Raw genomic sequence first — 13,950 nt, 5'->3', positions numbered from 1 at the left:
CACCGGCCCCAGGAAGGACCCCGCATGACCACCACACCACGCAGCACGTCCCGACCCAGACGGGTCTGGGTCATCGCCGCCGTCAGCACCGCCGTCGCACTCGCGATCGGGCTCGCCTTCCGGCCAGGGCCCTCGACGCTTCCCCCCGAGGCGACGGGCGACGCTGAACTCGCGGCCACCGTCCGCGAGCTCGCCGGCCCCGACCGCAAGGCCCTGCTGGCCGTCGTCGTCACCCCGGACGGCACCCGCACCGCGACGATCGGCGCCCAGCCGGACACCCGGTTCGAGATCGGATCGGTGAGCAAGGCCTTCACGGGACTGTTGCTCGCCGACGCGATCGAGCGCGGCGAGGTCACCCCGGAGACCAGGCTCGGTGACCTCCTCGAACTGGGCGACGCGCCAGCGGCGGACGTCACCCTCGCGCAGCTCGCCACCCACACCTCCGGCCTGCCACGCCTGCCGATCGACCTCTCGACGATCCTCTCCTCGACGTGGTTCGCGCTCACGACGGCGAATCCGTACGGCGAGGACCTCGACCAGCTGCTCGAGCAGGCGCGGTCCGCATCCCTCGACACCCCGAAGGGTACCTACTCCAACCTCGGCTTCGAACTCCTCGGTGCAGCCCTCGGCTCGGCCGCCGGCACCAGCTACGCCGACCTCCTCGGGGAACGGATCACCGGTCCGATGGGGCTCGACTCGACCAGCCCCGTGAGCGATGCGGCCGAGCTCGGCGACCGCGACCTCCTCGGTGAGACCGCCGGCGGACGCACGGCCGCCGCATGGACCGGCACGGCGATCGGGCCCGCCGGTGGCATCCGCTCGGACACGGAGGATCTCGCGCGCTTCGCGGAGCGACTGGCCGACGGCAGCGCGCCGGGCATCGAGGCGCTCGACCCACAAGCGGCGTTCGGCGATCGCGAGATCGGCTGGGCCTGGATCACCGACCGGAAGGCGATCGACGGTGAGGACCTCGTGTGGCACAACGGCGCCACGGGCGGCTTCGCGTCCTTCGTCGGCGTCGTTCCGGCGACCGGCACCACGGTGGTCCTCGTCTCAGCGACCCAGGAGTCGGTCGATGCGGCCGGCGTCGCCCTCCTCGAGCAGATCGGAGCAGCACGATGATCGAGATCCTGATCCGCGCCGTCGTCGCCCTCGTCGTCGCGTGGGTCCTCGCCCTCCAGGTCGTCCACGCGTGGAGTACGGGACGCTGGGCGGCGACCGAGCGCTACCGACTGGTCGTCGACGCGGTCGACAGCATCGTGATCCTCGCCCTCGTCCGCGCCCTCGCCGCGCCGGTCGGCGTCTGGTCCTGGGCGTGGATCATCGCCGTCGCGATCGTCGGCTTCGGACTCGCAGGCGCAGCACTCCGCTGGAACACACTCCCCTGGCACGCACCCAAGCCGAAGCGGACCCTCGACGAGCACGGGGCGACGGTCGAGACAGCCGTCGAACCCCGCACCCGCGGTCGGCAGGTCCTGTCGGGGATCTACGCCGTCGTCGGTGCCGCGATCGTCGCGCTCTGCTGGTGAGCGACCGCAGCCCACGGTCGGGTCAGGCGCCCGGGAGCACGAGCCCCTTCCGCAGGGTGACGTTCCCGTACTTCCTGGTCTCGCCCGTGCGGATGATGAGGAACGCCGTGGCGGCCTCGTCGTAGTAGGCGAACCGGTCGACGAAGCGCACGGCGTCCGCGGTTGTGCCGGCGGCGGCGATGAGTTCCCGCTGGACGTCGAGCACCGTGCCGTCGGCACTCGTCATGAGGTCGAGCACGGGCTCGTCGTCGAGCGGGATCACCGTGCGCACCGCTCGGAGGACCTCCGGCGTCGACAGCGTCGGCAGCACGACGACGCGTTCGCCGAGCCGGGTGGCCGGGAAGTGCGCGTCGGCGATCACCACCGCGTCCGAATGTCCCATCGCGTCCAGGTGCAGCAGCAGTTCGCCGCTCAGCACCGGGTCGATCCCTGTCAGCATGGTGACCTCCTCGTCATGGTTCCGTGTCCATCCGTCTGCCCGATCATGTCAGTCCGTCGACGCCGACCGGCCCGCGGGGGTCGAGCCGGTAGACGCGCGTCGCCGTCCCGCCACGCAGTGCATCGCGTTCCGCCGGCGACAACTCGTCGACGAGACCGGACAGCTCGTGCCATACCGCACCGTACCCGCCGCTCGTGACGGTCATCGGCCAGTCGCCGCCGAGCATCAACCGCTCGGGCCCGAAGCAGGCGAGTGCGGTGTCCCAGGCCCGACGCACGTCGGCCGCCACGAACGGCCGACCGGCTCGATTGAGGCCCGACACCTTGGCGACCACGTTCGGTGACGCCGCCGCCGCGGCCAGCTCGGTCGCCCACTGTGCGAAGGCCTCATCGTCGCGCGGCGGCTTCGCGAGGTGGTCGACGACGATCGTCAGCCCCTCCTCCAGCCGTGCGAGTCCGGTGGCGTCACGGAGCAGCCGAGGGAAGGCGTTCGGGACGTCGAGCGGAAGCCCACGATCCGCGAGGACCGCCGCCAACCGGCGCGCGGGCGCGGCCAGGAGCAGGCCGTCCCGGGGATCGTCGTGCAGCAACTGACGAACGCCGCGGAACCGTGGGTGCGCGCCCCAACGGTCGAGCAGTGCCTCGGCCCGCTTCACATCGTCGATCGGCACCCAGCCGACGACGCCGGCGACCCAACTGAAAGCGTCCGATGCAGTGAGCATGGACATCGTGTCGAGCTCCGTGTCGTCGGCCTGGACGAGGATCGCCGCATCGACGCCGGCCGCCTGCAGCTCCGCGGCCGCGCGCTCCGGCGTGAAGTCCTCGCGAAGTGCCTCGTCGGCCGAAGCGAGCCAGTGATACCCGTCGGCGCGATTCCACAGATGGAGGTGCGCGTCGATCGTCCGCATCAGCCGAGCAGCCCTCTGGTGCGCAGCTCCGTCCAGAAGGTCTCGGGGATCGGAGCCTCGAAGCGCTCCACGTTCTGGATCATCTGCTCCGGCCGCGAGGCGCCGACCGCGACCGTCCGCACGGCGGGGTGGCGGAGCGGGAACTGGAGGGCGGCCGCGGGCAGTTCGACCTCGAACCGACGGCAGATCTCGGCGATGTCGACGGCGCGGTCGAAGACCTCCGGCGGGACGGCACCGTACTCGTAGCGTCCGTCGCGGTCGGGGACGGCGCGGGCCAGCAGGCCGGAGTTGAACACTGAGGCGGCGACCACACCGACGCCGTGTTCCAGGCAGACGGGCAGCACCTCCGCGCCCGCCGGTTGCTCGGCGAGCGTGTACCGACCGGCGATCATGATGAGATCGGTCAGGCCCGTGCGCACCGCGGCGAGCAGAGCGGCGACGTCCATCGACCCGATCCCGACCGCCCCGACGAGTCCTTCGTCGCGGAGTGCGGCGAGCGCCGGTATCCCCTCGGAGATCCCGGACTCCGGATCGTTGCGTTCCGGGTCGTGGAGGTAGAGCACGTCGACGTGGTCGAGTCCGAGTCGTTCGAGGGACTCGTCGAGCGAGCGCCGCACGCCGGCCTCGCTCGCGTCCCACTCGCGCCGCAAGGTCGCCGGGACGACGAAGTCGTTGTCGGTGTCGAGCGCACCCTCCCCCGCGGGGTTCGGCACGAGGAGACGGCCGACCTTGGTGGACAGGACGTACTCGTCGCGCGGTTTCGTCCGCAGGAAGGCGCCGAGCCGACGCTCGGAGAGACCGAGGCCGTAGTGCGGAGCCGTGTCGTAGAAGCGGACGCCGTGTTCCCAGGCCGCATCGAGGATCGCCCAGGCCTCCTCATCGCTGAGCTCGCGGTAGAGGTTGCCGAGGTTGGCGGCGCCGTACGCGAGCCGCGGGACGAGCAGGTCAGGCACCGGCGCCCCGGAAGGTGAACTCGGCGATCGACGTCGCGAGCATCTCCGAACCGCCGCCGGGGGCGAGCGGCGCGCGGTATCGGCCGGCAACGATCTCGACGGGCTCGACGAAGTGCTCGTGCAGGTGGTCGACGAATTCGATCATGCGTCCATCCTCGCTCCCGGACACGGCGATGAAGTCGAACATCGAGAGGTGCTGCACCGCTTCGCACAGCCCGACGCCACCGGCGTGCGGGCAGACCGGGACACCGAACTTCGCGGCCAGGAGGAGGATCGTGATGTTCTCGTTCACGCCGGCGACCCGCGTGGAGTCGATCTGGAGCACCTGGAGGGCGTCGGCCTGCAGGAACTGCTTGAACATGATGCGGTTGGCCATGTGCTCGCCGGTCGCGACCGGGATCGGGGCGACGCCGCGGGCGATCGCCGCGTGGCCGAGGATGTCGTCGGGGCTCGTCGGCTCCTCGATCCAGGCGATGTCGTAGGGGGCGAGTCGCGACATCCAGTCGATCGCCTCCGCGACGTCCCACCGCTGGTTGGCGTCGACGGCGATCCGGATGTCGGGTCCCACGGCGTTCCGGGCGATGGCGAGACGACGGACGTCGTCTTCCACGTTCCCGCCGACCTTGAGTTTGACCTGTGTGAATCCGTCAGCGACCGCTTCGCGACACAGGCGGTCGAGCTTCTCGTCGGAGTAGCCGAGCCACCCGGGCGTGGTCGTGTAGGCGGGGTACCCGGCTGCGAGCAGGGCCTCGATCCTGGCCTCCCGTCCCGGTTCGGCGCGTCGGAGGATTGTGAGGGCGTCGTCCGGGGTGAGGACGTCGCTCAGGTAGCGGAAGTCGACGAGCTCGACGAGCTCTTCCGGCGTCATCGTGGCGAGCAGCCGCCAGAGCGGCAGGCCGGCACGTTTGGCCTTGAGGTCCCAGAGCGCGTTGACGACGGCGCCGATCGCCATGTGCATGACGCCCTTCTCGGGGCCGAGCCACCGGAGCTGGGAATCGTAGACGAGTTCGCGCCAGAAGGCTCCGAGGGCGTCGAGCACGGGCTCGACCTCGCGACCGAGGAGGTGCTCCCGGAGGGCGTGGATGGCTGCGACCTCGACGTCGTTGCCGCGTCCGATGGTGAAGACGAAGCCGTGGCCCTCGTGGCCGTCGTCCGCGTCCGTCACGAGCCGGAGGTAGGCGGCGGAGTAATCGGGGTCGGGGTTCATGGCGTCCGAGCCGTCGAGGGTGGTCGAGGTCGGGAACCGGACGTCGTGCGTCTCGAATCCGATGATGGTACTCACGTCGGCATGCTCCTTCGGGCTGGTGCCACCGAGCTTAGACATCCGATGTCTGGGCTGTCAATGCGCTCAGCGTGGACCGAATCACCTGTTGCAACGGCTGGATCGGGCGGTAGAGTTCAGACGTTATCGGCTACGGAGCCGGGTCCGCACGCGGACACCGGCGGAACCGGAAGGACCAGCATGCGCTTCGCCAGACTCGGCCCCGTGGACGGGGAGACCCCCGTCGTGTTCGCGGGCGACACCGCCTACGACCTCCGATCGATCACCCCCGACATCGACGGAGCGTTCCTCGCCGGCGGCGGCGTCGCCCGCGTTCGCGCCGCGCTCGAGTCGGGTGCGCTCCCCGTCCTCGACGGCGCCGACGAGCTCCGGATCGGCGCTCCGATCGCCCGGCCGAGTGCGGTCGTCTGCATCGGCATGAACTACGCGGCGCATGCAGCGGAGTCGGGATCCGCCCCTCCCGAGATCCCGATCATGTTCCTGAAGACGCCCAACACGGTCGTCGGCCCGAACGACGACGTCCGCATCCCGCGAGGCAGCACGAAGACCGACTGGGAGGTCGAGCTGGGCGTCGTCATCGGCGAGCGCACCTCCTACCTCGACAGCCCTGAGGACGCCCTCGGCCGCATCGCCGGCTTCGTCACCGCGAACGACGTGTCGGAGCGCGACTTCCAGATGGCGGCGAGTGGCGGGCAGTGGTCGAAGGGCAAGTGCGCTCCGGGCTTCAACCCGACCGGCCCGTGGCTCGTGACGCCGGACGAGGTCGACGCCGGCGCCCTGCGACTCCGCAGCTGGGTCAACGGCGAACCGCGTCAGGACTCGAGCACGGCCGACCTCATCTTCGACGTCGCCACGGTCATCTGGCACCTGAGCCAATACCTGCAGCTCGAACCCGGCGACCTCGTCCTGACCGGCACACCCGAGGGCGTCGCGCTCTCCGGCCGCTTCCCCTACCTCGCACCGGGCGACGTCTGCGAGGTCGAGATCGAGGGCCTCGGCCGCCAGCGACAGCGGTTCGTCGACCCGGTCCCTGGAATCGCGCCGTCTGCCAAGCCCGCCGAGGCACTCGGAGGCCGCGCATGAGCGCGGCAGACACCGGCGAGTTCGACGGACTCGTCGCGATCGTCACCGGCGGCGCTTCGGGGATCGGCGCCGCGATCGTCGAACGCCTCGCCGCAGCTGGCGCGAGCGTCGCGATCCTCGACCTGAACCCGTCGCCCGACGAGGACTCCGCCACCCGCCTGTCGGTGCGGGCGAACGTCGCCGACGACGCGTCGGTCCGTGCGGCGATCGACGCCGTCGTCGCACGGTTCGGCCGCCTCGACATCATCGTGAACAATGCCGGTATCGGCGCGCAGGGCACCATCGAGTCCAACGACGACGACGAGTGGCACCGCGTCTTCGACATCAACGTGGTCGGCATGGCTCGCGTGACGCGCGCGGCCCTCCCACACCTGCGCGAGTCGCCGTCGGCCGCGATCGTGAACACCGCGTCGATCGCCGCGACGGCGGGACTCCCCCAGCGCGCGCTCTACACGGCGACGAAGGGAGCCGTGCTGTCCTTGACGCGAGCGATGGCCGCCGACCACCTGCGCGAGGGCATCCGGGTGAACTGCGTCAACCCGGGCACGGCCGACACCCCCTGGGTTGGCCGGCTGCTCGACAGCGCCGCCGACCCGGCCGCAGAACGCGCCGCACTCGAGGCACGCCAGCCGCATGGCCGACTCGTCGCCGCGACCGAGGTCGCCGGTGCCGTCGCCTACCTGGCGAGCCCGCGATCAGGCTCGACGACCGGCACCTCGATCGCCGTCGACGGCGGGATGCAGGAGCTCCGCCTCCGCCCCGAGTAGCGAGGGCCGAGTCCCGATGCCGCCTCACCGTTCACAACGCAGGAGCGCCCCGGCGGTTCTCCCGCGAGACGGCCATCCCCAGGCCGACACGCCTGACTCCTCCTGAATTGCGAACGGCATGGACCGGACGGGTCCGCTCGTGCAGAACTCAGGCGCACGCGGGCGCGTCCCGCCACCGAGGGGATGATCCGGCTCGACTCACCGGGACGCTCCTGAATTGCGAACCCGGGGCCGAGGATCAGGCGGGCGAGCTACCGGTCGGTGTCGGGGCGCGGCCACGCGGCGGCGAAGCGCTCGAGGTACGCGGCGAACTGCGCCACCTCCTCGGGCGTGAACCCCGAGAGCGCGGTCGTGACCGCGTCGCGTCGACCCCGGTGCGCCTCCTGCAGGACCGCGCGGCCGGTGGCGCTCAGCTGCACCACGCTGCGTCGACCGTCGTTCGGGTCGACCGCGCGAGCGACCTCGCCGCGTTTCGTCGCTTCGGCCACGAGCCGGCTCGCGCGGGGCTGGTCGACGCCGATCAACTCCGCGAGCGCACTGATCCCCATGCCACCGGCCGCCTCGTCACGAGCGAGCGCGTCCAGCATCCGGAATCGAGCCGCCTGGGCGATCGCCTGCTCGCGCGGGTGACGGGCGCCACCGCCAGGACCCCAAGGCCCACCGAAGCCGGGTCCGAAGCCCGGACCGCGCCCACGCCCGCGTTCGTCCTCAGCGCCGCCGTCGGCGTCGTGCCGATGACCGCCCCCGTGCTCATCGTGGTGGTGATGACCGGGCCCACCGCGCCCACCGCGTCCGCCGAAGCGACGACCTGACTGGTCCCGTCGGATCTGGACGAGGGCCTGCTCGATCATCTCCACCGGGTCGGTTGCTGTGGGTTCGCTGGGCTGCGCTTGACGATCATCGGACATACATGTCATTATACATTTACATGTAACAGAGCATGCAAATAAGGAGACCACCCATGAACACCCCAACGACTCACCCAGAGCAGTCCACCACCCAGTCCGCCGAGCGCCCGCTCGGCTTCTGGCTCCGCACCGTCGATCACGCGGTCAAGCACTCGATGCACGAGGTGCTCGCCGAGGACGGCCTCGGCCGCCGCAGCTGGCGCACGCTCGAGCTCATCGCCTCCGGCGCGTCGAGCATCGAGGAGATCGACGCCGCGCTCCCGCCACACCGCCGCGGACCGCGCGGCCCCGAACGGTTCGGCCGCCGCGGCGGGTTCGGCCCCGGTCGCGGCTTCGGTCGCCCCGAGCGCACTGCCGAGACGACGGCGGACACCGCATCCGCCGAGCGTCCGGGCGACCACGAGCACCGCCACCCCGCTCACGATCGGGCCTTCGGGCGCGGGCGCGAGTCCGGTCGCGGCTTCGGTCGTGATCACCGTTCCGGCGGCGCACCGTTCGGTCCTGGCCACGGCCACCACCGCGGTCCTCGTCGCTCGACCGCGGACATCGTCATGGACTTCGCCGCCCGCGGCTGGGTCATCGTCGACGCCGACGGCATCACCCTGACGGACGCCGGTCGCGAGGCGCACGACGCGCTCCGCACCAAGGTCGACGCGGTCCGCCAGACCGTCGCCGACGCCGTCTCGCCCGAGGACCTCGCGACGACGCTCGCCAGCCTCGAGAGCATCGCCCGAGCCTTCGGCCGGGACGAGCACACGGCGCACGAACACGGCCCGCGTGGTCGCTTCGGTCGCGGCCCTCGCAGCGAGCGCTGACCGGCCGCCGGCGTCTTCCGCCCATGCGGACCCCAGCCGACCACCATGCACAGAGCCCCGGGCAGCAACCGCTGCCGGGGGCTCTCTCCGTTCACAACTCAGGACCAGTACCGCGCGTCGCGGCCAACCGGACCGCAATCGGAGGCGCCGCACCGGAGGCGTCCTGAATTGCGGACACACACAACCTGCGGTCCCTCCGTTCACAACTCAGGAGACCCGTCGCGTGGCGCGACTCGTCAGCGGGTTCCGGGGACGGACACGCCGGAGACGTCCTGAATTGCCAACCTCCGCTACTCCGTGAGGCCGTTCGCCTTCGCGACGTTCCCGAGCCACGCGAGGCTCGGCTTCGGCGTGCGTACGAAGGTCTCGCGGTCGACGGCGATGAGGCCGAAGGTCGGCCGGAAGCCGCTCGCCCACTCGTAGTTGTCGAGCGCGCTCCAGTGGAGGTACCCCTCGAGCTGGACCCCGTCCTGGATGCAGGCGTGCAGCTCGCGCAGGGCGCCGTCCGTGTAGTCGATCCGACGGGTGTCGTCTGAGGTCGCGATGCCGTTCTCGGTGATCATGATCGGCACCCCACCCGACAGCTCCCAGGCGCTCCGCACACCTTCGGCGGCGGCCGGCGGGTAGAACTCCCAACCGGTGAGCGTCGTCTCGACGCCGTCCTCGACGGGCAGCGGACCCTTCGGCCCGATGAACGTGCGCGTGTACGCCTGGACGCCGAGGAAGTCGTCACCGGCGGACTGCTCGAGGTACCAGTCGTCTCGCGGGTAGCCGTACTCGCGCAGCATCTCGTCGGAACCCGGCTCGCCGTTCGACCGGAACGCCTGCGTCGCGATGGTCCAGCCGGACTTCAGGCCGGACACCTGCGAGAGCACCTCGCGCGAACGCGTGTGCGACTCGAGAAGCGCGTCCGCCACGAACAGATCAGGGTTCGGCAGGCCGTACGCGACGAGGTTCGCCGCGTCCTCACCACCGGCGAGCATCGCGGCGATGTTCGGCTCGTTGATGGTGCAGACGTGTTCGACGCCCTCGCCGACGATCGGCAGGGTCAGCTCGGTGTACCGCGCGAAGAGGTCGGCGGCGTCCTTCGCCCGCCAGAACCCGTCGCGCTCGAACCAGCGCGGCACCGTGAAGTGCATGAGCGTGACGACGGGGTTGAGTCCCAGCTCGTGCGCGGTGTCGACCATGCGACGGTAGTGGTCGACCTCGGCACGCGAGACGATGCCGCGCTCGGGCTCGATCCGCGCCCACTCGATGCTGAACCGGTAGGTGTTCAGCCCGGCGTCGGCGAGCAGCTGCATGTCCTCGCGGTAGCGGTGGTAGCTGTCCATCGCGTCGCCCGAGGGCTCGACGATGTTCGTCCCGGCTTCGTGCTCGTGCACCCACCAGTTGCTGTTGATGTTGTTGCCCTCGATCTGGTGGGCAGCGGTGGCGGCGCCCCAGAGGAAGCCGTCGGGGAAGGTCAGCACGGGTGTTGCTCCTGTTTCATGTTGGGGTGTGGCCCTTTGACAAGCTCAGGGACCGGGAGGGAACCAGGCCCTTCGACAAGCTCAGGGACCGGGGGGAAGCGCAGGGACGGGACGGGCGTCAGCGCTTGGCGCGGGCCGGGTTGGGGACGGCGTCGAGCAGCTGGATCGTGTACGGATCCTGCGGGTGCTGCAGGACGTGCGCGGTCTCGCCTCGTTCGACGACGCGACCCTGGTTGAGGACCATGATGTTGTCGGTCACGAGTCGCGCCGACAGCAGGTCGTGCGTGATGTAGAGCATCGAGACGCCCCACTGCTCCCGCAGGTCCTCGAGCAGTGCGAGCACACCGGCACGCAGCGACACGTCGAGCATCGAGACGGGCTCGTCGGCGATGAGCACCTGCGGGTCGCTCGCGAGCGCCCGGGCGATCACGACTCGCTGCCGCTGTCCACCGGAGAGCTGGTGGGGCAGCTTCGCCGCGAACTGCTCGACGGGCGAGAGGCCCACCGTCTCGAGGAGTTCGAGCACGCGCTTGCGCACCGCGTCGCCCTTCAGCCCGGTGAAGTTCACCACCGGCCGGGTGAGCGTGTACTCGACCGTGTGCAGCGGGTTGAGCGCCGCGTACGGGTCCTGGAAGATCATCTGCACGTTCTTGTGCAGGTTCCGGATGCCCTTGCGGTTCAGCTGGGCGACGTCGAGGTCACCGAAGCGGACCGCGCCGGAGGTCGGCTTCTCGATGCCCGTGATGAGCTTCGCGATGGTCGACTTGCCGGAGCCCGAGGCCCCCACGAGCGCGAGTGACTGGCCGGGTTCGAGCGTGAACGACACGTCGTCGACGGCCGTCACCGCGGACTCACCGCGACGCGGCGGCGAGTAGACCTTCGAGACGGCGTCGACGATGACCGCCGACTCGGCCGAACGACCGGCCCTGGCGGCAACGGTCCCTGAGCCTGTCGAAGGGCCCGACTCGGAGCTCGCGCTCGTCGCGGTCGGGACGCTCGTCGTCGTGCCGGACACCGGAGCAGTGCCCCGGTTCGCCCGTGAGGGGAAGCCGGGCAGCTCGACGACCGCGGCGCGCGGGTCGGCGTAGTGGCTGAGCAGCATCCGCGTGTAGGGGTCCTGCGGACGCTCGAGGATATCGCGGCTCGGGGCGTCCTCGACGATGCGACCCTCGTGCATGACGAGCACGCGCTGCGTCGCCTCGAGCACGACGCCGAGGTCGTGGCTGATGAGGATGGCGGTGAACCCCTCGGCCTGCTGCAGCTCGGTGATCGTGTCCATGATCGCGTGCTGCACGAGGACGTCGAGCGCGGTGGTCGGCTCGTCGAACACCATGAGACGGGGCTCGAGCGACAGTGCCAGTGCGATAGACACGCGCTGACGCATGCCGCCGGACAGCTCGCCGGGGAAGCGCGCGAGCACCTGCGGCGTCAGCCCGACCTTGTCGACCAGCTCGGCCATCCGGGCGTCCCAGCGGTCGCGGGAGACGTGGCCGTGCGCCTTGAAGATGTCCACGAAGTGGTTGCGGATCGTGCGGACCGGGTTGAGCGCGTTCATGCCCGACTGCAGCACCATGGCGAAGCCGCCCTGACGCTGCTCACGGAGCGCCTCGTCGCCGAGCTCGCGGATGTCCTTGCCACCGAAGAGGATCTGCCCGCCGTTGATGCGGGCCGGCGGCTTCTGCAAGCGGGTGGCCGCGAAGCCGAGCGTCGACTTCCCGGAGCCGGACTCGCCGACGAGCCCGATGAACTCACCGGCGCCGACGGAGAACGACACGTGGTCGACCGCCTGGACCGGCGCGGCGCCGACGGACTCGTAGACGACGGACAGGTCGCGGACCTCGAGGAGCGCTCCGGTCCCGGCTGCCGGCGCGGATGCGCTCTCGGCCTGGAGGTTGACGGCGTTCATCGTGACTTCCCTTCACGGAGGCGCGGGTTGCTGATCGCGTCGACACCGAAGTTGATGAGGGTGAGGCTCATCGCGAGGAGCGCGATGCAGAGACCGGGGGCGAAGAGGAGGATCCACTGACCGGTGAGCAGGGCGTTGGAGTTCTGCGCCCAGTAGAGGATGGTGCCCCAGCTGACGATCGACGAGTCGCCGAGGCCGAGGAACTCGAGGCCGGCCTCCGCGAGGATCGCACTCGTCGCGGCACCGAAGAAGCCACCGGCGATGAGGGACGTCATGTTCGGCAGGATCTCGTTGAACACGATGCGGAACGGTCGGTCGCCGGAGAAGCGGGCCGCGGTCACGAAGTCACGCGAACGCAGCGACTGCGTCTGGCTGCGGAGCACGCGGGCACCCCACGCCCACCCGGTGATCACGATGACCGCGACGATCATCACGAGCCCACCGTTCTGGAGGTACGCGGCGATGACGATCATGAGCGGCAGGCCGGGCACCACGAGGAACAGGTTGACGATGAAGTTCACGACCTCGGCGCCGAAGCCCTTGATGTAGCCCCAGCTGAGGCCGATCAGGACGGCGACGATCGTCGACAGGATGCCGGCGATGAAACCGACCGTGACGCTGATCTGCGAACCGTAGATGAGCTGGCTGAGGACGTCCTCGCCCGCCGCTGTCGTCCCGAACCAGTGCTCGGGACTCGAGTCGGCGTTCCGGGGGAACCCGTCCTGGCTCGCGCCGTACGGTGCGAGCACCGGGGCGAAGATCGCGACGAGGATGAAGAACGCGAGGATGATGAGCCCGAGGCGGGACTTCCAGTTGGCCCAGAGCGTCGCCGCCGATCGACCGATGAAGGCGAACTTCCTCGGCGGACGCACGGCCTGGTCGGACTGCAGTGTCTTGACGTGCTGTGTGGTGGTCATCGGCGGGTCCTTGGGTCGAGTACGCCGTACAGGATGTCGACGAGGAAGTTGGCGATGAGCACGCTCACGGTGATGAGCAGGAAGAGCGCCTGCATGAGCGGGTAGTCCTGTCCGATCACCGCGTTGAACAGGAGGAAGCCGATGCCCGGGTATCCGAAGACCTGCTCCACGAGGATCGAGCCGCCGACCACACCGCCGAGCGCGAGCCCGAAGCCGGTGAGGTTGGGGAGGATCGCGTTGCGGGCCGCGTACTTGATGGCGACCGTGCGACCACGGAGACCGTTCGCCTCGGCGAAGGTCACGTAGTCGTCACCGAGGGTGTTGATCATCGCGTTGCGCATGCCGATGATCCAGCCACCGAGGCTCGTCACGAGGATCGTCAGCGCCGGCAGCACCGCGTGGTACGCGACGTCGACGATGAAGTCCCAGGTGAAGGCAGGCGAAGCCGTCGGGCCGAAGGCACCCGAGGTCGGGAACCAGTGGAGCACGTAGCCGGCGAAGAACAGCAGGAGCAGTGCGGTCCAGAAGTACGGGAACGTGCTGGCGAAGGTGCCGCTCAGCGTCGGCAGGGCATCGAGCCAGGTGTTCCGCCGCCAGGCCGCGAGCACGCCGATGAGGGTGCCGAGGATGAAGGCGACGATCGTCACGATCCCGAGCAGGATGATCGTGTATGGGAACGCCTGCCAGATGAGCTCACCGACCGACTGCGGGAAGAAGGTGTACGAGACCCCGAAGTCGAGCGTGACGACCTGGTGGAGGTACGTGACGTACTGCTCCCAGAGGTTGCCGCCGGGGACACCGAGTTGGGCCTCGATCGCCGCACGCGTGGCCGCGGAGACCGGGCCGTTCTGCGCGAGCTTCGCGATCGCGGCGTCGGTCGGGGAACCGGGCATGAGCCGCGGCAGGAGGAAGTTCAGCGTGACCGCCGCCCACAGGGTGAGGACGAAGAGGCCGAGTTTGCGCACCATGTACACG

General features: G+C 70.1%; 14 protein-coding genes. 5 read left to right on the top strand and 9 right to left on the bottom strand.

The window, feature by feature from the left end; all coding sequences use genetic code 11:
• Positions 1-24: 24 nt before the first annotated feature.
• Complete coding sequence (locus tag IFR14_RS04635; protein WP_191940397.1) at positions 25-1,122, top strand: serine hydrolase domain-containing protein; 1,098 nt, start codon at positions 25-27, stop codon at positions 1,120-1,122.
• A complete protein-coding gene (locus IFR14_RS04630; RefSeq protein ID WP_191940396.1) occupies positions 1,119-1,529 on the top strand; it encodes a hypothetical protein in 411 nt (136 codons plus the stop codon). Before IFR14_RS04635 ends, IFR14_RS04630 begins: the two co-directional genes overlap by 4 nt.
• A 22-nt stretch (positions 1,530-1,551) precedes the next feature.
• On the opposite strand, the gene IFR14_RS04625 is transcribed toward IFR14_RS04630, so the two are convergent.
• The 4 genes from IFR14_RS04625 to IFR14_RS04610 are packed head-to-tail and all read right to left on the bottom strand — an operon-like array spanning position 1,552 to position 5,110.
• Positions 1,552-1,968, bottom strand: a complete 417-nt coding sequence (locus IFR14_RS04625) for an RbsD/FucU family protein (RefSeq protein WP_124768569.1) — start codon at positions 1,966-1,968, stop codon at positions 1,552-1,554.
• A 43-nt stretch (positions 1,969-2,011) separates the two neighbouring features.
• A complete protein-coding gene (locus IFR14_RS04620; RefSeq protein ID WP_191940395.1) occupies positions 2,012-2,875 on the bottom strand; it encodes an amidohydrolase family protein in 864 nt (287 codons plus the stop codon).
• Positions 2,875-3,828, bottom strand: a complete 954-nt coding sequence (locus IFR14_RS04615; protein WP_191940394.1) for an aldo/keto reductase — start codon at positions 3,826-3,828, stop codon at positions 2,875-2,877. Before IFR14_RS04615 ends, IFR14_RS04620 begins: the two co-directional genes overlap by 1 nt.
• On the bottom strand, positions 3,821-5,110 hold the full coding sequence (locus tag IFR14_RS04610; RefSeq protein WP_137242411.1) for an L-fuconate dehydratase: 1,290 nt from the start codon (positions 5,108-5,110) through the stop codon (positions 3,821-3,823). Before IFR14_RS04610 ends, IFR14_RS04615 begins: the two co-directional genes overlap by 8 nt.
• Positions 5,111-5,290: 180 nt before the next feature.
• On the opposite strand from IFR14_RS04610, the gene IFR14_RS04605 reads away from it, so the two are divergent.
• The gene (locus IFR14_RS04605) at positions 5,291-6,193 is read left to right on the top strand and encodes a fumarylacetoacetate hydrolase family protein (protein ID WP_191940393.1); all 903 of its coding nucleotides are present in this window, start codon (positions 5,291-5,293) and stop codon (positions 6,191-6,193) included.
• Positions 6,190-6,960, top strand: coding sequence for an SDR family NAD(P)-dependent oxidoreductase (locus IFR14_RS04600; RefSeq protein ID WP_079704937.1), 771 nt, complete (start codon positions 6,190-6,192; stop codon positions 6,958-6,960). The genes IFR14_RS04605 and IFR14_RS04600 overlap by 4 nt, the downstream gene beginning before the upstream one ends.
• A 251-nt stretch (positions 6,961-7,211) precedes the next feature.
• On the opposite strand, the gene IFR14_RS04595 is transcribed toward IFR14_RS04600, so the two are convergent.
• On the bottom strand, positions 7,212-7,868 hold the full coding sequence (locus tag IFR14_RS04595; protein WP_249406888.1) for a MarR family winged helix-turn-helix transcriptional regulator: 657 nt from the start codon (positions 7,866-7,868) through the stop codon (positions 7,212-7,214).
• A 53-nt stretch (positions 7,869-7,921) separates the two neighbouring features.
• Here IFR14_RS04595 and IFR14_RS04590 point away from each other — a divergent pair, with 53 nt between their 5' ends.
• A complete protein-coding gene (locus tag IFR14_RS04590) occupies positions 7,922-8,683 on the top strand; it encodes a hypothetical protein (protein WP_191940392.1) in 762 nt (253 codons plus the stop codon).
• 290 nt (positions 8,684-8,973) lie between these two features.
• On the opposite strand, the gene IFR14_RS04585 is transcribed toward IFR14_RS04590, so the two are convergent.
• The 4 genes from IFR14_RS04585 to IFR14_RS04570 form a co-directional block, all read right to left on the bottom strand.
• A complete protein-coding gene (locus IFR14_RS04585; RefSeq protein ID WP_191940391.1) occupies positions 8,974-10,152 on the bottom strand; it encodes a family 1 glycosylhydrolase in 1,179 nt (392 codons plus the stop codon).
• A 118-nt stretch (positions 10,153-10,270) separates the two neighbouring features.
• The gene (locus tag IFR14_RS04580) at positions 10,271-12,058 is read right to left on the bottom strand and encodes an ABC transporter ATP-binding protein (RefSeq protein WP_191940390.1); all 1,788 of its coding nucleotides are present in this window, start codon (positions 12,056-12,058) and stop codon (positions 10,271-10,273) included.
• Positions 12,055-12,975: an ABC transporter permease gene (locus tag IFR14_RS04575; protein ID WP_064297140.1), complete on the bottom strand. Its 921-nt coding sequence runs from the start codon at positions 12,973-12,975 to the stop codon at positions 12,055-12,057. The genes IFR14_RS04580 and IFR14_RS04575 overlap by 4 nt, the downstream gene beginning before the upstream one ends.
• Entirely contained in the window at positions 12,972-13,943 is a 972-nt protein-coding gene (locus IFR14_RS04570; protein WP_085512196.1) for an ABC transporter permease, read from the bottom strand. The genes IFR14_RS04575 and IFR14_RS04570 overlap by 4 nt, the downstream gene beginning before the upstream one ends.
• Positions 13,944-13,950 lie beyond the last annotated feature (7 nt).

This window comes from Plantibacter sp. CFBP 8775, assembly GCF_014839505.1.
In the GTDB taxonomy this organism is placed as follows: domain Bacteria; phylum Actinomycetota; class Actinomycetes; order Actinomycetales; family Microbacteriaceae; genus Plantibacter; species Plantibacter auratus.
This window is presented reverse-complemented; position numbering and strand designations above follow the sequence as displayed.